The sequence below is a fragment of the Neobacillus cucumis genome, from assembly GCF_002860255.1.
GTDB classification, from domain to species: domain Bacteria; phylum Bacillota; class Bacilli; order Bacillales; family Cytobacillaceae; genus Neobacillus; species Neobacillus cucumis_A.
Map to the genome: position 1 here is coordinate 127,727 of NZ_PGVE01000012.1, position 19,731 is coordinate 147,457.

At 39.2% G+C, this 19,731-nt stretch carries 20 protein-coding genes; 6 read left to right on the top strand and 14 right to left on the bottom strand.

Translation table 11 applies throughout. The features are described from left to right. The first annotated feature begins 162 nt into the window (after positions 1–162). Positions 163–525, top strand: a complete 363-nt coding sequence (locus tag CVD27_RS01510; protein WP_101646130.1) for a hypothetical protein — start codon at positions 163–165, stop codon at positions 523–525. 42 nt (positions 526–567) lie between these two features. Here CVD27_RS01510 and CVD27_RS01515 read toward each other — a convergent pair whose 3' ends face one another. The 3 genes from CVD27_RS01515 to CVD27_RS01525 are packed head-to-tail and all read right to left on the bottom strand — an operon-like array spanning position 568 to position 2,452. After that, positions 568–1,344, bottom strand: a complete 777-nt coding sequence (locus CVD27_RS01515; protein WP_101646131.1) for a dioxygenase family protein — start codon at positions 1,342–1,344, stop codon at positions 568–570. Positions 1,345–1,363: 19 nt separating this feature from the next. Further along, positions 1,364–1,786 (bottom strand): DoxX family protein, encoded by a 423-nt coding sequence (locus CVD27_RS01520; RefSeq protein ID WP_101646132.1) that lies wholly within the window; start codon positions 1,784–1,786, stop codon positions 1,364–1,366. 21 nt (positions 1,787–1,807) lie between these two features. Next, positions 1,808–2,452 carry an alpha/beta hydrolase gene (locus tag CVD27_RS01525; protein WP_101646133.1) on the bottom strand — a complete coding sequence of 215 codons (645 nt, stop codon included), beginning with the start codon at positions 2,450–2,452 and terminating at the stop codon, positions 1,808–1,810. Between the two features lie 239 nt (positions 2,453–2,691). On the opposite strand from CVD27_RS01525, the gene CVD27_RS01530 reads away from it, so the two are divergent. Next, positions 2,692–3,228 carry a helix-turn-helix domain-containing protein gene (locus CVD27_RS01530; protein ID WP_101646134.1) on the top strand — a complete coding sequence of 179 codons (537 nt, stop codon included), beginning with the start codon at positions 2,692–2,694 and terminating at the stop codon, positions 3,226–3,228. A gap of 284 nt (positions 3,229–3,512) precedes the next feature. Here CVD27_RS01530 and CVD27_RS01535 read toward each other — a convergent pair whose 3' ends face one another. Continuing rightward, complete coding sequence (locus CVD27_RS01535) at positions 3,513–4,406, bottom strand: AraC family transcriptional regulator (protein WP_257984218.1); 894 nt, start codon at positions 4,404–4,406, stop codon at positions 3,513–3,515. Positions 4,407–4,698: 292 nt separating this feature from the next. Between CVD27_RS01535 and CVD27_RS01540 the strand changes: the two genes are divergently transcribed. After that, the gene (locus CVD27_RS01540) at positions 4,699–5,211 is read left to right on the top strand and encodes a DoxX family membrane protein (protein WP_101646136.1); all 513 of its coding nucleotides are present in this window, start codon (positions 4,699–4,701) and stop codon (positions 5,209–5,211) included. 79 nt (positions 5,212–5,290) lie between these two features. On the opposite strand, the gene CVD27_RS01545 is transcribed toward CVD27_RS01540, so the two are convergent. Continuing rightward, positions 5,291–5,470: a hypothetical protein gene (locus tag CVD27_RS01545; RefSeq protein WP_101646137.1), complete on the bottom strand. Its 180-nt coding sequence runs from the start codon at positions 5,468–5,470 to the stop codon at positions 5,291–5,293. Between the two features lie 379 nt (positions 5,471–5,849). Here CVD27_RS01545 and CVD27_RS01550 point away from each other — a divergent pair, with 379 nt between their 5' ends. After that, positions 5,850–8,747, top strand: a complete 2,898-nt coding sequence (locus CVD27_RS01550; protein WP_101646138.1) for a glycosyl hydrolase family 18 protein — start codon at positions 5,850–5,852, stop codon at positions 8,745–8,747. Between the two features lie 136 nt (positions 8,748–8,883). Here CVD27_RS01550 and CVD27_RS01555 read toward each other — a convergent pair whose 3' ends face one another. The 7 genes from CVD27_RS01555 to CVD27_RS01580 all read right to left on the bottom strand — a co-directional run bounded on the left by CVD27_RS01555 (position 8,884) and on the right by CVD27_RS01580 (position 16,442). Continuing rightward, complete coding sequence (locus CVD27_RS01555; protein ID WP_101646139.1) at positions 8,884–10,590, bottom strand: bifunctional metallophosphatase/5'-nucleotidase; 1,707 nt, start codon at positions 10,588–10,590, stop codon at positions 8,884–8,886. A 355-nt stretch (positions 10,591–10,945) separates the two neighbouring features. After that, positions 10,946–11,740 carry a formate dehydrogenase accessory sulfurtransferase FdhD gene (gene fdhD / locus CVD27_RS01560; protein WP_101646140.1) on the bottom strand — a complete coding sequence of 265 codons (795 nt, stop codon included), beginning with the start codon at positions 11,738–11,740 and terminating at the stop codon, positions 10,946–10,948. A gap of 39 nt (positions 11,741–11,779) precedes the next feature. After that, positions 11,780–11,917: a hypothetical protein gene (locus tag CVD27_RS27850; RefSeq protein WP_180960115.1), complete on the bottom strand. Its 138-nt coding sequence runs from the start codon at positions 11,915–11,917 to the stop codon at positions 11,780–11,782. Continuing rightward, on the bottom strand, positions 11,914–12,138 hold the full coding sequence (locus CVD27_RS01565; RefSeq protein ID WP_101646141.1) for a heavy-metal-associated domain-containing protein: 225 nt from the start codon (positions 12,136–12,138) through the stop codon (positions 11,914–11,916). Before CVD27_RS01565 ends, CVD27_RS27850 begins: the two co-directional genes overlap by 4 nt. A gap of 17 nt (positions 12,139–12,155) precedes the next feature. Further along, a complete protein-coding gene (locus tag CVD27_RS01570; RefSeq protein ID WP_101646142.1) occupies positions 12,156–12,650 on the bottom strand; it encodes a DUF1641 domain-containing protein in 495 nt (164 codons plus the stop codon). Continuing rightward, positions 12,625–15,609, bottom strand: a complete 2,985-nt coding sequence (gene fdhF / locus CVD27_RS01575; RefSeq protein ID WP_101646143.1) for a formate dehydrogenase subunit alpha — start codon at positions 15,607–15,609, stop codon at positions 12,625–12,627. The genes CVD27_RS01570 and fdhF overlap by 26 nt, the downstream gene beginning before the upstream one ends. A gap of 38 nt (positions 15,610–15,647) precedes the next feature. Then, positions 15,648–16,442 carry a formate/nitrite transporter family protein gene (locus CVD27_RS01580; RefSeq protein ID WP_101646144.1) on the bottom strand — a complete coding sequence of 265 codons (795 nt, stop codon included), beginning with the start codon at positions 16,440–16,442 and terminating at the stop codon, positions 15,648–15,650. A gap of 98 nt (positions 16,443–16,540) precedes the next feature. Here CVD27_RS01580 and CVD27_RS01585 point away from each other — a divergent pair, with 98 nt between their 5' ends. Continuing rightward, on the top strand, positions 16,541–16,759 hold the full coding sequence (locus tag CVD27_RS01585) for a PCI domain-containing protein (protein ID WP_101646145.1): 219 nt from the start codon (positions 16,541–16,543) through the stop codon (positions 16,757–16,759). Positions 16,760–16,826: 67 nt separating this feature from the next. On the opposite strand, the gene CVD27_RS01590 is transcribed toward CVD27_RS01585, so the two are convergent. Beyond that, on the bottom strand, positions 16,827–17,612 hold the full coding sequence (locus tag CVD27_RS01590; protein ID WP_101646146.1) for a C40 family peptidase: 786 nt from the start codon (positions 17,610–17,612) through the stop codon (positions 16,827–16,829). Between the two features lie 315 nt (positions 17,613–17,927). Between CVD27_RS01590 and CVD27_RS01595 the strand changes: the two genes are divergently transcribed. Continuing rightward, a complete protein-coding gene (locus tag CVD27_RS01595) occupies positions 17,928–18,131 on the top strand; it encodes a hypothetical protein (RefSeq protein WP_101646147.1) in 204 nt (67 codons plus the stop codon). Between the two features lie 126 nt (positions 18,132–18,257). On the opposite strand, the gene gltD is transcribed toward CVD27_RS01595, so the two are convergent. Beyond that, positions 18,258–19,724: a glutamate synthase small subunit gene (gene gltD / locus CVD27_RS01600; RefSeq protein WP_101646148.1), complete on the bottom strand. Its 1,467-nt coding sequence runs from the start codon at positions 19,722–19,724 to the stop codon at positions 18,258–18,260. Between the last annotated feature and the right edge of the window lie 7 nt (positions 19,725–19,731).

The window sequence follows — 19,731 nt, forward strand, 5'->3', positions numbered from 1 at the left end:
CTTAGGTAAAAATCTCCATTGTAAATAGGTATCAGTATTCATCTGCAGCCACAAATTTGTCATAAAAAGTGGAAATTGTCGAATGTTTTTCCAATTTTTTAAAGGAGATTGTCGAAAAAGAGCGAATAAAATAAAGGATGGTAGGAAAAAAGGAGGAAGAATATGAAGAAATTTTTAACAGTATTAAGTGGAGTACTTGTTGCATTAACATTGTTTGTAACTTCTGGGAATTCTGCAAAAGCAGCAACGGATTGTGGTTGTGATGTATCACCGGTTTTTGGAGCTGAAAAAAATAAAATGGTTGCTGATTTAATAAGCAGCCAAGAGTTTAAAGACGCTAAACGTTCTATTAAAAATGAAGGATACAGCTGGAGAGGCGTTAAGAATATTGAGGTCATCATTAATCATTCGCATGGTGATGCAATTATGATTGGCGTACCATTTTATTCCTCCGATAGATCCATTGAAATGGCCGTTTTTATTAATGGAAAATTTATGGGTCATCAACCACTTGAAGAAAAATAAGATAAAGATCCCCAACAAAAATAAGTTGGGGATCTTTTTTTATCAACCAAACTGCCAAACACTATGACTCAGGTTGCCATACCGATAACTTCGATGAAGCAAAGTTGCCTTTTTCACATCATCTGCAGCGCCCATAGCATAGAAAATAGGGATAAAGTGCTCACTCCCATAACGAGGGACAGCGTACTCTGCATTTGGTGCAACTGAGTCATACTTAAATAGTGACTCTAAATCCCAATTAGCCAAATGAACAGCTAACCAATCATCAAACTCAAGTGCCCATTGATCTACTTCATTATCTGCCCATTTTACCGCTCTCAAGTTATGAACTGTTCCCCCGCTTCCAATCACTAAAACATCTTTAGCTCTTAAGTCTGATAAAGCCTTTCCAATCTTATATTGTTCGACTGGAGATAGTTTCGGATTGACAGACATCGCAATGACTGGAATATCAGCGTTCGGATAAAGTAAACGAAGTACGACCCAAGCACCATGATCTAATCCCCGTTCTGTTTCCATTTCAAACGGGATATCATTTTCCTTAAATAGGTCCTTTATTTCATCGGATACCTGTTGGTCTCCTTGAGCAGGGTATTGAATCTGATAAAGTTCATGAGGGAAACCTCCAAAATCATAAATTGTACTATAAGTATTAACATCACTTACTTTTTGAGCCCGTGATTCCCAATGGGCAGAAAATAAAACGATGGCCTTCGGACGCGGAAAGCTTTTACCTAATTCATTTAAAAATTGAGTATACTCATTATTCTCAATGGCTAGCAATGGTGCACCATGTGCAATAAACAAAGATGGCATCATTTGATTTTCCCCCTATTTTTCAAAAGGATTTTGATTCAGTCCTATTACCTTTATAAATCAACTGGTCAAGTGCGAACATTTTACTGCCATTTATTGCAATAACTACGGCTATTGCTAATAATGCTAAATCAAGTTCATAGCCAGCCATTTTTCCATTACCTAAAAAGCCTACAGCCAATTTCACTTTCAGTGTTGCACCTACCATGAGTAAAGCAAGTAACGCTGAAACTACTCTACTTCCTAAACCTAGGATTAATGCAATTCCGCCGACTATTTCAATGGATGCGACTACATAAGCTAAAAATCCTGGCAAGCCGATTGCAGTAAACCAACCAACGATATTTTCAATTCCTCCTTGGAATTTAACAAACCCATGAACAAAAAACGTTATTCCTAATATGACTCGTAAAATGAATGTGCTAGCCTCGTATTTTTTTATCATTTTCTTACCTCCAAAAATTTATTATTTCAATAATTGTTCAGTGATCCACGTAATAAAATCTTGCTGATTTTGTAATGAAACGGTATGCGGCACAGGATAGGTCCGAAAAGTTACATTTGCACCTAACTTTCGGAAGTACTCCTCATTAGCAACGCCCCATACATATGGAAGGATCTGGTCCATTTCTCCGTGTGAGATGAAAACCGCTAACTGATCAACAGGTTGAATGGTGTACTCATCCTTTACAAAAGCAGGAATATAACCGCTTAAAGCAACGATTCCTTTTATTCTTTTACCTAATTTCAATCCCAAGGTCATTGAAAGGATTGCCCCCTGGCTGAAGCCGAGTAAAAAGAGTTGATCCTCATTTAAAGGATATTGATTACATGCATAATCAATAAAACTGGTAAGTTTATCAACTCCCTCATCAAATACCTCGCGGTGCGGCTTCCCATACCCCTCAATTGTAAAAAAGGCATACCCTGGAGGCTGTGATAAATGACCACGGATACTGAAAATAAAAAATTGGTCTTGTAATCCTTCCACTAATGGCAGCATATTTTGTTCATTGCTGCCAATGCCATGCATGAGAAACAAAGCTGGATACGTTTTATCCGGATCCATCTTCGCAGGCAGGCGAAGCTCATAAATCATTGGTGCTGACATATTTTTCATCCCTTTCTCTAGTGTTTGAGTATTCTTTCTTAAAAATCAGCTAGATAATATTCAAATAGAATAAAAATATTCATATTAGAAAACAAATAGACAAAAAAATAATTTCTTTCATGTTTTCTATTATGAACTTTTGTTGTCTATAGGATAACAACTGATAGACTAGATTGTCAATCGTTTTTTTGTTAATATAAAACTATGTTCTATATTAGGAAACTTTAGAGGTGGATTATTTGGATATCGGCGCAAAGATTCGAGCTATACGGACTAGAAAAAAAATCACCATTGCTCAAATGTGTGAAGGTACAGGACTTTCTAAAGGTTTTATCAGTAATGTTGAAAACAATAATACTTCCCCGTCCATTAACACACTACAGACCATTGCAGTTTATTTGGACGTACCTCTTCCATACTTGCTTTTAGAAAAAAAGGAGCATATGCAGGTGGTACGAAAAGAGGAAAGAACGTTTTCTGCAATGAATAATTTAAAAGTGGAGCACATTTCTTCAAAAGGTGGATTATCGTTAAGAAGCGTGGAATTTCCATCAGGAGCATCTATTGGCGATGCCCATGCACATGAGGGGGTCGAGTGTCATTTAGTATTGGAAGGAAAAATACTTGCGGAACAAGGAGAAGATTCCTTTGTTTTGGAACGAGGAGATTCCTTTAGCTGGAATGCTAGTGTTCCCCATACGGTTAAAAATATTGGAACGGAAAAAGCAGTCGTATTAATTGCCGTTCATTCAGATACAAAAAATGGAGCACTATAATAAAAGAAAGAGGAACTCCCACATTAACGGGTTCCGTGTCCGATCGCAAAACGTCAATTTGCACAGGAAAATGCAAACCAATGTAGGACCATTTGTAAGGCTAGAGCGATTAAAAAACATTAGAAATAGCAAGGGTTTATACCCTTGTTATTTTTTCTTTTAATTGCTAATTCTTCGGATTACGAATGACGAAGTTTTGCATTACATTTTTAGTGTTTGCGATACTTAACGCAACCCGTTACCCATGAGAGGTGTCTTCTTAGTCTAGAAGTTTGTAGGAACGATCATTTCTTTATGGTTTTTTGTGTACGTGGCGCTCGGCGATTGCGATAGTCTGATGGAGTTATTTTCATTTGTTTTCGAAAAAAACGACTGAAGTGTGAGGCATCTTCAAATCCCGATTGTAAAGCTACTTCTAGAATGGATTTTTCCGGATGAATCTCTAACAAATATTTTGCACGGTTGAGCCGGCATGTCATTAAGTATTGCATGATAGTTAATCCTGTTACATCTTTAAAAATCCTGGACATATAATATTTACTTAAATTTAAGCTATCAGCGATACAGTTTAAAGAAGTGGGATTGCAAAAGTTCTTTTCCATCCAAGATATCATTCTTTTAACATGAGTATTTTTTTCAGATTCGATCGGAGCAATTTTAACGAGCTGCTGTTGGCTTATTTCATAGATTTTAAAAAGAAGTTGAACAACTAAATTGGATATTTCCCCCTCACGCAAACGACTTTCTACTGAATTTTCATCTTCATAGAAATTATTTACATCGATCAAGACAATTCTCCTAATTAACTCTTTAATTTCCATTAAGATCTCGCTGTCTACTCCACGAAATAAAGTATTACTTAGTTGGTTAAAGGGATTTAACAATTCAGGAACGTTTAAATTATATAAGATAGGCCGTAACCATTCAGATGAAAATTCAATTAGGCTTCGCTCATAAGGAATCCCAGGTTCTGGATATGCTCGATGTAATGTCAACCCATTCATGATAATGATATCATCTTTCTGTAAATCATAAATATGGTCACTAATCAAATATTTGCAGGTTCCGCCATGAAAATAATAGATTTCATACTTTTCATGTGAGTGAAAAGTAAAGTCTTCATAGGATTTTACCGTGTTCACCAATCGATACCTGGCAATTATTTTTTTATCATCCAACCGGCCTTCCTCCCTTACAAAAAATATTGTGAGCATTTAGCTGTTTTATTTCTATAAGTTACATAATTAATTCAACATAACTATGAAGTTCCCTTCATTAAAAAACAGAAAATGATTATAGTCGGATATTTATGGATTAAAGGTTTTTCACACGACCAATGAGAATTAGGGACATAGTTCTATAATAAAGAAAATAATTAGTACTTTTAACTTGTTGACGAGACAATCAAAACAAACGATAATGATAATCGTTATCAATGATAATAATTATCAATTAAACGGAGGTTTTAGTATGTTTCTTCAACTGTTAAAGGAAAACCGGTATGTTTCACTAATTCTAACCGCACTTCGAATTTATCTGGGATGGCAGTGGCTACAGGCTGGATTGGGTAAGATCACGAGTGGAGAATTTGATGCCAGTGGATTTATGTATGGTGCCGTAAAAAATATGACTGGGGAGCATCCATCGGTTCAACCTTGGTGGGGAAATTTTTTAAAAGATGTAGCTATACCCTATGTTGATTTCTTTAATGTCATTGTTCCATGGGGTGAATTTTTAGTAGGTCTAGGGTTACTTTTAGGTGTTTTTACTTCCTTTTCAGTACTTATGGGTCTAACGATGAATTTTGCTTATATGTTCTCAGGAACAACAAGTACAAATCCTCAGATGATCGTTTTAGGAATGTTCATTCTTGCAGCTGGATTCAATGCAGGAAAGATTGGATTGGATCGCTGGTTAAATCCGTTTCTTAAAAGTGTTTTATTTAAAGAAGGAAAACAAACACGAATTCCTCAGGATGCTTAACCAATTAAGGTAAAAATGTACATAAAATGAATAAAGACCATCAACACATGGTGTTGATGGTCTGATCAAAAATAATGATCTAACCAGCATAATTTTCATTTTCGTCTACTATCGATACAGCCTGAATGGTTGCATTTGTTTGCTGGCTCTGAACTTGGTTTTTAGCTTCTTCTATAGTGGCGGCATTTACATTTTTGTAAAAAACCATCCCGCCTAATTCATATTCAACAGAAAATGTCGGTAATTTTGTTTGATCCATCAAATATCCTCCTTTTATCGAGCGAGTACGAATGTCTTAACGTAAGGCAAACCTTTATTTTGTTCATTTCATAGCCGTCTAATTATTTCCATTTTTACATTTAATTATTTACTGCTCTGTCGAAAGCTCAACTGGTTTTGCCCTCTTTTTCTGCCTATTAGTCGATTCTTACATGGAATTGGTTTCATCTATTTAAAATCTTTGTTTAACAAGAACTATGCAACTTCATAAATCTAATTCTTAAAGAAAATAATTTCTTATATCGAATAGGAACAGTCTTGATTTCCCCCCCCAGAACCTACCTTTTAAATCGAATCATATGAATATAGAATACTTTTCGTTGGTAACGAATACGAACAGAATGAGAGGAGTTGAATAAATGGCTAAAAATGTATGGGGAAAGTTCTCGTCAGGATTTTTATCTGTAATTCTATTTTCGACCTTGCCCCTCCCTATGGCTCAAGCAGCAGACAATCCTCCTTGGGTAAGCCCCATCCAAGTATCTACCTTGGCTGGTGATGGGATCACTGTATCAGGAGATGTACAAATTTCTGTTTCGGCTGGGGATGACATAGGGCTTTCAAAGGTCGAATTTTACAGTGCCAATGGCGGATATTTAATCGGGAACAAGACATCCTCGCCTTATACCGTAAAATGGGCGACGGATCCTTGGGTTCCAGACGGTGAACAGGTTTTAAAAGTTATTGCCTACGACACTTCTGGACAAAAAGCCGGAACTTCCCGAACGGTGTATGTACAGAATGACAAAACGGTACCTTCCGCTCCCACTAATTTGCACACGACAGCCAAGACAAACAATAGCATCTCTCTCGCCTGGAGTGCGGCTACGGATAATGTAGGCGTGGTAAAGTATGAAATTTACAATGATCAAATTAGGATCGGAACCTCCACCAGCACGAGTGTTACTCTGAGCGACTTAACTCCCGGCACAACCTACCATTTATCGATAAAAGCCTTGGACCGGGCCGGAAACGTTTCTCAAGCAAGTAATAACATTATTGAAACAACCCAAGATTTTCCGCCAACAGTGAGTCCCTTAGGGGTAGCTCCGTTGGATTATGACGGAGAATCGGTAGCAGGTAATGTGAAGCTTTCAATCAACGCAACAGATGACACCGGTATTTCAAAGGTCGAATTCTACAGTGCAAACGGCGGGTATCTAATTGGCACAAAGACATCTGAACCATATACGATTAATTGGGCAACCGATCCCTGGGTCCCTGACGGTGAGCAGGTGGTAAAGGCGATTGCCTATGATAAAGCTGGTCAAAAAACAGAATCGTCCCGTCCCGTTTACATTCAGAATGATAAAATTTCACCTTCAACCCCGGCTAATTTCCATGTGACAGCAAAAACGGATCAAACCATTTCCTTGGCATGGGATAGCTCAACAGACAATATAGGTGTGATAGAGTATGAGATTTACAACGGATTGGTTCGCATTGGGACTTCTACAACCAATAGTGTTACGTTAAAAGATCTAAATCCCGGTAAAGCTTTTAATCTATCAGTAAAAGCAAGAGACAGGGCGTGGAATTTTTCTTCAGCAAGCATTACGGTCCGAGTAACAACAGAGACATCGAAAGATACGATCCCTCCATTCGCTCCAGCCAATTTACAGGTAACTTCCGTTACGGATACGACCGTTAAGTTGGAATGGGATGCAGCAAAGGATAATTACGATAACATCAGCCCAAATGTTAAGTATGAGATTTATAATGGCCCGACACTCTTAGCCACTGCTTCAGGATTACGTACAACTGTAAAGAACCTGAATCCAAATACATCTTATTCCTTAACGATTAAGGCAAAGGATGCAGCAGGAAACTTATCAGAGGCGAGCCAATCAGTGACCTTATCAACGGGTGTCCTGGATACGAAAGCACCGGAGGTCCTAATACTTAGTTCATCTCAATCCACTGATAAAACAATCACATTGAAATGGAATGTACCTGATGATAATTACACTGTGACCGGCTATAGCGTTTATCAAAATAAAGTAAAAATCATTGAAACGAACAGTCCGAACTTTGTCGTAGGCGGCCTAACGCAGAATACGAAATACAACTTTTATGTGACCGCAAAGGATGCAAAAGGCAATGTGTCGCCGGCAAGCTCTGAGATAACCGTTTCTACTGGTTCAGTGCCGCTTACGCCACCTAGTCATGTCATAGCCGGGTACTATTCCGGCTGGTCAACCTATAGCGGATCAGAGGTATCGGACATTGATGCCTCCAAACTAACACAGATCAACTATGCTTTTGCTAATATCGGCAATGATCTAAAAATGCAGGTTGGTGATTCTTATGCCGATACACAAAAAGAGTTCCCAGGAGATTCAGCAACTGATCCATTCAAAGGGAATTTCAATCAATTAAAGAAACTGAAACAAAAATTCCCCCATCTAAAAACGGTGATATCAGTTGGCGGATGGAGCTGGTCGGAAAAGTTTTCTGAAGTAGCTTTGACTGAGGCATCCCGTACTGCTTTCGCTGATAGTGTTGTAAAGTTTCTCTTAACTTACGGCTTTGATGGGGTTGATTTTGATTGGGAGTATCCGGTAAACGGGGGAATGAAGACAAATGTGCGTAGACCGATTGATGAAAAAAATTACACCCTGCTTCTGCAAAAGGTACGTGAAAAGCTGAATGCCCAACAAGCGCTGGATGGCAAGAAATATACTATGTCCATTGCTGCTGGGGCTTCCGCTAATTTTGCTCAAACTACCCAATTAGATCAAATTAGTAAAATCGTCGATTATATTCAGCTCATGACATATGATTTACACGGTCCTTGGGATAGCGTGACCGGATTTAATGCCCCGCTTTACGCTAGTTCCGCCGAACCCGCAAATGCCCCAAATGTATCTCAGGCAGTAGAAGTATTTTTAGATAATGGGGTTCCGGCAAACAAGCTCGTCATGGGTGTACCGTTTTATGGCTATGATTATAAAGAGGTCAACAATGCGAACAACGGATTATATCAAACTCACACCGGAGCTGTTTTTTCGGATAGTTATGGGGAAATTGAAAAAAACTTTGTAGGTAAAAATGGGTTCGTACGTTACTGGAGTAGTGAATCACGGGTCCCATATTTATGGAATGGGTCCACCTTTGTCAGCTATGATGATCCGGAATCCATGGCTCAAAAGGCAGCCTATATAAAATCAAAAGGATTAGCCGGAGCAATGATCTGGGAGATTAGTCAAGACCCTAGTGAAGCCTTATTGAATCAACTAGGGAAGGATCTAAAGTAGCCTATAATAATTTTCTTCTATTATTAATGATAAAGATATCAGTAAAAAAGGTGCTTGAACCCCACATATTTCATTGGGGTCATGCACCTTTTTTGTCTCTTTCTATGGTCACAAACCTTGTTACCTTAGAAATTTCTTAATTTGCTAGATTAACGATCCGTCCTTCGATACTTGGGCTAACTGTTTTTCCTGCTTGGGATGCAATAAAATCCGTAAAGATTTCCCAATCTACAAACCCCGGCTCACTAACTCGTCCTTCACTATAGGCTTTGGCAAAAACGGTATAACCATCTCCGCCTTTTGCTGTGAAAGTGTTTGTGGCTACAACGTAAGTTTTACTAGAATCTATAGGAACATAGTTCACTCCATCTTCTTTTACATCTATGGATTGAACTTTTTGTCCTACAGGTTTGCTGCTATCATAGGTGAATTTTAACCCTGATACTTGCAGGAACCCGCCAAAAGACTTTGGCGCGTCCTTCACACTAATCTCTAAGGCCTCTTTAATTTCTGCCCCTGTTAGTTTCATAATGCCAAGAGTATTGCCAAATGGCATGATTTCAAAAACCTTTGCTAACGTAATATCCCCCGCGGGAACAGTTGCACGAATCCCACCGCCGTTTTGTAAAGCAATGACTGTGTTTGGATTAATGGTTTTTGCTTTTGCCAGCATACCATCTGTCACTAAGTTTCCTAGATTTGTCTCCCCTGTACGTGCAGGCGGATTTCCACCAATTAGGTCAACAGTTGTTTTTCCAATCACGGTTTGCTGCATTTCCACGATAGTTGGTTTGTACTTTGTTTCTAAGATCTGAGCGGCTTCTGGATCATCTGGAATGACATAAGATCCATTTACGTTTTGATCAAGGTCGATGAGTTTACCAGAAGAGTTGATTACTTTCCCTTTTTTATCAAATTGAACATCAACTGTTCCAAGGAATTTGCTATATTCATTAGCTTGGACAATAACAGTTGGTTCCTCACCCGCATTCACCACTACAGGCTGGTCCAATTTATCATGAGAGTGTCCTCCGACGATTACGTCAATTCCCTCTACTTCCTTTGCTAGAGTTAGGTCGTTATCCCCTCCTCCGTCATTGTAACCGATATGTGTGAGGGCAATAATTTTGTTAACCCCTTTTTCCTTAAATGCTTTAACAGCTTGCTTAGCTTGTGTAAGATAATCTTCGAATTCCACATCAGGTCCAGGGCTGGAGATATCTTTTGTTTCTGCTGTGATCAGACCAAAGATTCCAATTTTCTCTCCATTCTCCTTTTTAATAATACCATTATATATTTCTCCATTATTAGGATGCTTTGTAATGGAATCATTAAAAATTTCGTTTATGTTACTATTTTTCTGGAAGTTGACATTAGCGCTGACAAATGGGAACTGTGCCCTTTTTATAAAATTAGCCAAAGTCGCTGTTCCCTTATCAAATTCATGGTTTCCGAATGTCATAGCATCATAACCAACTAGATTCATAAATTCTAAATCTGCCAGTCCTTCATACTGATTAAAATACAGTGTTCCTGTAAAAACATCCCCTGCATCTAATAAAAGGGAATTAGGCTTTTCTGCACGTACTTGGTTAATGGCAGAAATTCGTCTAGCAATATTATCTAAGTGGGCATGGGTATCATTAGTATGCATAATAGTTAAATCATACGTTTTCTCCTTTTTGGCTTTCTTCACATCAGTATGTATAGTGGTCTTCGGGGATGCTGGAGTGTTATTTACTGGTGCACTAGCAAAAGCAGCAGGTGCTGTAACAGATGTAGTCATGGCAGCAGCGGCTAAAACAGAGCAAAACTTACGAGTAAACTTTTTTTGATCAATCATTCAGAAACTCCCCCTCTTTAAATATTTCTTTTATTAATTAATATCTAGCAGTCTTTTCCTCTACAAACTATATTCGTAGAGTACCTATATTTTATCAGATTATTAGAAAAATTCCCCTCATTTAATATGATAAATACATAAATTTAATAATTGAATTCTTTTTACGACTTTCAACTAAAAAGAAATGGACTAAATAAAACATATAAACAAAAAAGCAATCGAAATCATCCGATTGCCTTGCGACATTGTCCCCCTAGAACGTACAAATGTACACAGAAGGTGCCTGTCACCATATATAATTCAGATATAGTGAAAACCTAGAATACCTTGTAATCATTGAAAACTTGGCTAATCTTTAGCCGACTTCGAATCTTTCGGGACAGGTGTAGACGTTTAGGCTTTCGTTGCGGATGAAACCAATTGTCGTGATTCCGAGCTGCTCGGCTAGCTGGAGAGCCAGTTCGGTTGGTGCAGATTTTGACAGGACCATTTCACAGCCAATTTTGGCTGCCTTTAAAAGAATTTCCGATGAGATCCGGCCGCTGAAAACGAGTAATTTATTTTCTAAAGAAATATCATTCCGCAGACAATAGCCGTAGATTTTATCCAATGCATTGTGCCGGCCGATGTCCATCCGATTAATTAACATTTGATCGGCCAGACACAAGGATGCATTATGAACTCCACCTGTGCTTTTGAACGTGATCGAGGATTGCTGCAAGTCATTCATAAGCTTAAAGCATTCATTAGAGGAAATTTTGGTTTGAATGGTGTTCCTCTTTTTCACTTGCAGCGCATCATTGACAAATACAAATCCCTGTCTGCTCATTCCACAGCAGGAAGTGACATAACGCTTATTATGAAACCTTTGATAATATGGGTTGATTTTACTCGCTTTGACATGTACGAAACCACTTTTTTCATCCATCCATACTTCTTCAATTTCTTCATACGTGCGAATAACACCTTCAGATGCTAAGTAACCAATCACTAAATCCTCAATATGTTCTGGTGAACATATTAACGTGACGAATTCTTCCCCATTTATTTTAATGGTAACTGGATATTCGGTTACAACACTGTCTTCAACCTGTTCACTATATCCCTTACCAAGCCGAAGAATTTCTCGCTTAACCTCAATTGGTTTCACTGTGTTTCACCTGCTGTCTTCTTCAATCTTTATAAAAATTTATTCCACATCGTCAAAAGTGTGCCACTTGCAATCTTCCTGGCAGCTTTTGCAAACATGGAGGACGACCGACTGGATCGTTCCCTCCATATTTGGCTCCATTTCTTCTTTCACTCCGCAAATTTCACAAACTTTCATTTCGAAGCCTCCTGAGGGATGATCTCGTAGCCTAAATCCATAATTGCTTGTTCAAAATCCTGGCCGGAGGCCATGTTCTCATCGAAACTGTATATGGCCTTCCCTTTAGATAAATCTATCTCAGCTTGAGTATTCCCCCAAACGTGCTCGATGGCTTCTAGAACTTTATTTGCATCCTGTTGATTTGCCATATTTTTAATCGTCACAACCCGCGTTTCCAAAACCGCTCATCCCTTTGCTAAGAATTTTCCCGCTTGTTACGTAAAAAGACTTCGCCCAAGCCATCCATAAAATTCACCATACTTGTCATAGCTGCCCGCATTTCCTTACTCCATAACCGTTTTCTCAGTTGCCAAAGACTTTGCTTTTTCCCTTCTTGCCCTGACTCCGCCAACCGTTTGAATCCATGAGATAATCCATCCAATACGTCAGAAAGCTGGCCAGGTTGAAGGGAACCTAAGAATGCGAAGGCATTCATCCCATTTTTAATGACATTCCGCATCGCAGGCTGATTCACTTGCTGAATGGCAATGGCACCTATTTCCGTCCTCTGATCAATCATGGATTCAACCGCATCTAACACCTTTGTATCATTAAGGCCCTTCATAATTCGGAGTGTTTTTAAAATAACTTCCTTATTCTCAACCAACTCATTCATAATCTCTGAAATGGCCTGTGCATGTTCTAATTCTGGATGGGGCACTTCCCTAATTTGCGTAATTGCCTTCGCCATATTCGTCACCCTTTATTTGTTGGATATAATCTGGAATTGGTGTGAAATCTTCACGATTCCACTTATCTTCAACCTTCACGCTGATTTGAGGCAGTCTATTACCAAATCGATGATTATGTTTTGGCAACGGTGGTTCTCCTTTAAATTCAAGTACTTCCATTTTAACGCCCGCTTCTTTGTAAGCCGGTGTATGGGTAACCAAATCATGATAGCTGCTCGTAAGACGATTGACAGCCTCGATATCTTCCCTTGTATTCATGGTTAAGTACAGCTCGTTCCCTTTTACTCGGTCAGTCACCATGGTTCTTACCTTTACTTGACCATACGGGGATGTCAACCTCACCAATGTCCCATCCTCTAAATTTCGTTCTTTTGCAAGCTCAAGCGAAACCTCCAGCCATGGATGTGGTACTTTATGGGTTAAACCTTCATTATGATAGGTCATGTTTCCTTCATGGAAATGCTCTAACAAACGGCCATTGTTTAGGTGTAAATCATATTCTTCTCCAGACACGAATGGAGGCGTCCAATCTACGGCAACTAACCTGGCTTTTCCTTCAGGCAGAGCAAAGCGGTTTTCATATAAAAGCGGCGTGCTTGAGCCGTCTTTTAATACCGGCCATACTTGACTATTCCATCCTTCTAGGCGGTCATAGCTAACTCCTGAGAATAATTTTGCAAGACTTGCTGCTTCAGCCATGATTTCACTAGGATGTTTGTAGTTCCAATTCGCTCCAAGTCGATTGGCCAGTTCTTGGAAAATCTCCCAATCGGGCTTTGACTCACCAAGAGGCTCTAACACTTTATGGAAACGTTGAATTCTTCGTTCGGTATTGGTGAACGTTCCATCTTTTTCAAGGCTTGGTGCAGCAGGTAAAACAACATCCGCAAACTGAGCTGTTTTACTAAAAAAGATATCTTGAACAACAAAAAACTCTAATCTTTCGAACGCAGAATCCACATGGTTGGAGTTGGCGTCAACCAATGACATATCTTCACCAAATAGGTATAGCGCCTTTAGTTTTCCTTTATCCATGCCCTCTACCATATGATGGTTGTCAAGACCTGGTTCTTCCGGAATCTTTACACCCCAAGCTTTTTCATATTTTGCGCGAACCTCAGGATCTTGAACTGGTTCATATCCAGGCATCCAAGCTGGCATGGTTCCAAAGTCACAAGCTCCTTGAACATTATTGTGGCCGCGAAGCGGATAAGCTCCTGTTCCTGGACGGCCGTAGTTTCCTGTAATTAATAGCAAATTAGAAATGGCGGTGCTGGTATCTGTTGCACCCTTATGCTGCGTAACACCCATGGCCCACAAAATACAGGCGGATTTTGCTTCATGAATCATTTCGGCTAATTGAATAAGTACCTCTTGGTTTAATCCTGTCTTTTCTTCGGCATACTCCAACGTGAACTTTTCAAGACTCGTAATATAGTCTTCTAAACCGCTCACACGATTTTTCAAAAATTCTTTATCCTCCCAGCCTTGGTCTAGGATATATTTTGTAACAGCTGAAATCCAAATTAAATCCGTGCTAGGCTTCGGATGAATATGAAGGTTTGCCCTTTGAGCCAGTTCATTCTCGCGTAAGTCAGCAACGATTAACTTTTGTCCATGAAGCTTATGCTGCCGTTTAATTCTAGTTGCTAATACAGGGTGAGATTCTGCAGGGTTAGCTCCAATAACAATGATCAGTTCGGTTTTAATAAGATCCTCCATTGTTCCCGAATCTCCTCCGTAACCGACGGTTCTTAACAGACCTGCAGTCGCAGGAGATTGGCAGTATCTTGAACAGTTATCAACATTATTGGTTCCCATCACAGCACGGGCAAACTTTTGAAATAAATAGTTTTCTTCATTGGAGCATTTGGAAGAAGCAATATAACCAATCGAATTGGGACCATGTTCTTGTTTAATTTTCCAAAGGTTATGTGCAATCAAATCAAGAGCTTCTTCCCATGTTGATTCCACAAATTCATTTCCTTTACGAATCAATGGTTTAGTTAAACGTTCTTCGCTATTAACGAAGTCCCAGCCCCATTTCCCTTTTACACAGGTTGAAATTCCATTAACGGGTGCCTCTGTATCCGTCTGAATTTTTAAGATTTCACGGTCTTTTGTCCATACCTCGAAGCTGCAGCCAACACCACAAAACGTACAAACCGTTTTCGTCCGTTTAATTCTGGCTTTTCTCATCGAAGCTTCCACTTCTGAGATTGCAAAAATCTCCTTATAACCTGGCTCCACCTCTTTTGTCAGATCAATCATGGGACCTAAAATTTTTGGAGGAATACCGGTTAAAAATCCTGCGTTACCAAGCATGGACTTTTCCATCAGAGCATTACATGGGCAAGCGCTAACGCAATGACCGCAAGAAACACAAGAGGATTGATCAATCGGTACATCATTGTCCCAAATAACACGCGGTCTTTCTCGATTCCAATCAATTGTAAGGGTTTCATTCACTTGCAGGTCCTGACATGCTTCTACACAACGACCGCATAAGATACATTGATCAGGCTCATATCGGTAAAATGGATGCGAATTATCAGGAGGATAGGGCTTGGCTTCAAATGGATATTTTTGATGTTCAATCCCCATTAATTCGACCGTATTATGGATCGTACAGTTCCCGTTATTGTTATCACAAACCGTACAATAAAGTTCATGATTTCTTAAAATACGGTCCATGGCTTCATTTTGAGCGTCACGGACTAAAGGAGATTGACTGTCCACTTTCATGTCAGCTTCTACCTTTGTTGCACATGATCGGACGAGTTCTCCGCCAACATTTACGTAGCACGTATCACACGTTTGAATGGTACCTAAATTAGGATGATAACAAATTCCCGGTATAAAGACATCTTGCTGTCTAGCAACCTCTAAAATAGTTTGACCCGATTTTGCGTCATACTTTTTTCCGTTAATCTCTATTGAAAAAGTTGACTCTTCCACGATCCTGCCTCCTTTATTCAATCCTGTATGAAATGTTACTAGCTTTTACTACCCGATTGGTTTTTTATGTAATCTTTATAAGATAGCCAATACGCCAGTGAGACAAAAATGCTCCCTCCTACCGCGTTTCCTAAAAAAACAGGAATAAAATTTCTTACAAAATCATTCCAAGAAAAGTGCTGAGCAAATATGGCTGCCGGTATAACGAACATATTTGCAACTACATGCTGAAATCCAATGGCTACAAATCCCATGATCGGAAACCAAATACATAAAACCTTTCCGCTCATTTCTTGTGAACCGTAGGATAGCCAAACAGCAAGACCTACTAGCCAATTACAGCCAATCGCAGAAAAAAAGGAGGGCCAAAAGGCTTCACTTATCTTTCCTTGAGCTAAGGCAATAGTTTTAGTAAGAAATGGATCCTCACTAGTCAGACCTGCGAGATGGCCAAAAACATACGCCACAAAAACAGCACCAACAAAATTACTGATGGTAATCCATATCCAATTGTAAATAAGCCTTCCTAACGAAACTTTTTTCGCATAGTAGCCCATCGCTAACGCCATCATATTTCCAGTCAGTAATTCTCCGCCTGCTAAAAGGATTAGAATAAGACCTAAAGGAAATACAGATGCCCCAAGAAAGGAACCAAAGGTTCCCCACTCTTTTGGGAGATTGGCTGTCACACGAATATCCAAAAGATAGCCTATAGAGATGAAAGCACCTCCGAGGATGCCCAAGATAAACATCTTGGCTAAAGGGAGCTTTGCCTTTTTTAAGCCTGCATCAATCGCTGTCTCCGCTATTTCGTATGGTTTTAGAAATGCCATGGCTTCCCTCCTAAATGGGTTCTCATAATAATATTTACTGATTTGGGAAATTTATTAAAAACTAATTTTATAAAACTAAATGAAAGGAGGGTTCTTTTTTGGAAACAGAAGAGCTGTATCAATATGTAAGTTCAATGATTACATCATCAACCCATCGACCGAAATATATGTCCATCTCAACGGTAAAAGTTGCCGATTTACTTGGAGTCCCCCTATCAGACGTAGAGAATGGCTTAAATGAATTAATAGCCGATGGACGCTTAACTACCACAAAGCTTGATCAACCGCCATATAAAGAGGTTTTTATGCTTCAATAATCAAAGAGAAAAGCTCACACAATCCTTTTGAAAGGAATTAGTGTGAGCTCTTCTTTAATCTCTTCTGTTACTTTGCTGATTTTGCTCCTAAATAACGGACTTTCCAATAGCTGCTGTTCATATCTGTTATGGTCACGCCTGTACTTGAACCCGCATGGATAAATTTGTTGTCGCCGATATAAATACCTGCATGGGAAGGACCACCTGCTGTATTAAAGAATACTATATCTCCTTTTTTTGGTGCGGAAACAGGAGCAGCTGTATTCCAAATCGAAGCAACCGTTCTTGGAAGCGATACGCCTTGCTTAGCAAAAACATAATTTAAAAATCCCGAGCAATCAAATCCAGCTGGTGTGCTTCCTCCCCACACATATGGTACGCCTAAATACTTTTTCGCTTCCGTAATTAATGCATCTGCATTAAAAGCTTTTTTCACTTCTGGAACTGGTGCAGGAGAGGGTGTGACCGATACTCCTGGCATTTTAAGTACCTGTCCAACTTTGATCAGGTCAGTGGTTAAATGATTAATAGATTTTATTTCAGATACAGAAGTATTGTGAATTTTGGCAATTAAAGAAAGGCTGTCACCATACTTAACCGTATAAGTAGACTTTTCTGAAGTGTGTGCATGTGGAGCAAGTAATGAAAATTTTTGGCCAATACGAATGGTAGAAGAAGATAAGTGGTTGTATTGCATAACTTGCTCTACAGATAGCTTATTTGTAGTAGCAATTTTCCATAATGAATCGCCTGATTGGACCGTATAAATCAACTCATGTGCGCTTGCTTGACTGGAATAACTAACCGCTAGGATTCCTAACGCAGCAATCGTAGTGATGAATTGTTTTTTCAAGTGTTTGAACACTCCTCAATTTGGTAGATTTTGTATTGCATAAATTCTTTTTTTGTTTCAACGGAAATTATCATAACCTAACCAACCGAGTGCTTTACACCCCTATTTCATTGGAAAATATCCATTAATTATCCATTTTTGCTAAAATAATAATCTAGGAGATTTATTAGAAAATCAATAGATAAATGATGAATTTTTTTAAACAGATTCGAGACAAAAAATGGTTCATTTTGTGAAAACTATCACATGATAGTGAAAACCCCATATAATTAAAGTATCAAAAGTGAACGATTAAATTTGAAAGGGGCTATTTCCATGGGGTTAATACTTGGGATACTGATCGGCTTAATTACAGGTGTGTTATTGGGGGCAACGATATCTTTTCCAATAGGTTCAGCGGTGGGGATTTTTATTGATAGAAGCTTTAATAGTTGGGCAATAGAAATTGAGATAGCTATAATTATATTAAGCATTTTCATGATACTTAAGTTTTTAAATATTCGCTTAAAGAAGAGCTAATTTTCTTTTTTGATTTTTATTTCTATAAATAAAACAGGCACCATCTTATAGAGATGATGCCTGTTGCTGTTCTATAGTACCTATAGAATAGTATAGATTCTAACCATCTATTGAAATGGTCAATTGTTAAACCATCAAGTATTTATCAACTTCACGAGCGACTTCACGGCCTTCGTTGATTGCCCAAACGATAAGGCTTTGCCCTCTTCTCGCATCGCCTGCAGCAAACACACCTTCAACGTTGGTTCTGAACTCACCGTATCTAGCTTGAACCTTCTGGTTAACAGCCTGCACACCGAATTGGTTTAATAGAGGCTGCTCTGTTCCCTCAAAACCAATCGCGATAAACACAAATTGTGCCGGCCATACTTTTTCAGTACCTGGAATTTCTTTAAAGTAATAACGACCTTGTTCATCCTTTAATTTTTCCATTTGGATGGTGTGAAGCTCTTTTAGGTTTCCATTCTCATCCGCAATGATTTTCTTTGTTTGAATGGAATATTGACGAGGATCTTCCCCAAATTTTGCTTCCGCTTCTTTATAAGCATAATCCATGGTAAAAACGTTTGGATAGGCTGGCCATAAATTATTAGAAGTACGTTCTACAGGCAATTGCGGATGCTTACCAAACTGGACGACACTGCGGCAATTTTGACGAAGGGCTGTAGCCACACAGTCTGCACCTGTATCTCCGCCGCCAATAACGATCACATCTTTGCCTTCAACATTGATAAATTGACCATCTTCAAAATTTGAATCTAATAGACTTTTAGTTGCTAGAGTCAAATAGTCCATCGCAAAATGAATTCCCTTTGCTTCGCGTCCTTCAATCACTAAATCACGCTGCCTTTGCGCGCCTGTACAAAGGATAACGGCATCGAATTGTGCTTGAAGTTCTGCAGCTGTGATATCTTTCCCCACTTCTGTATTCGTAACGAAGTCGATGCCTTCCTGTGTCAATAAACGAACTCGGCGTTCCACGACTTCTTTTTCCAGCTTCATGTTTGGAATACCATACATGAGTAAACCGCCTGGACGATCGGCACGTTCAAAAACCGTTACTGAGTGGCCTGCTTGATTAAGCTGATCAGCCGCAGCCAAACCAGCTGGACCAGATCCGATAATAGCTACTTTCTTACCAGTGCGTGAAGCTGGGATTCTTGGTGTAATCCAGCCATTTTCAAAGCCCTTGTCGATGATGGCTTGTTCAATATTCTTAATCGTTACCGCAGGATCGGAAATCGCCACCGTACATGAACCTTCACAAGGTGCTGGACAAACCCTGCCTGTAAACTCAGGGAAATTATTTGTTTTCATCAGTCGATCCAATGCTTCTTTCCAACGACCGCGATAAACCAGATCATTCCACTCCGGAATCAGGTTGTGGATTGGGCAACCAGAAGTGGCTCCTTGAATCTCCATCCCAATATGGCAGAAGGGAGTGGCGCAGTCCATACACCGCGCCCCCTGTATGCTTAATTTTTCATCAGAAAAAGGAAGTTTGTGCTCTTTCCAATCGTTTAGTCGTGTGAGGGGATCTCTTTCTCCCACTTTTTCACGAGCATATTCCATAAATCCTGTTGTTTTCCCCATTTTCCTG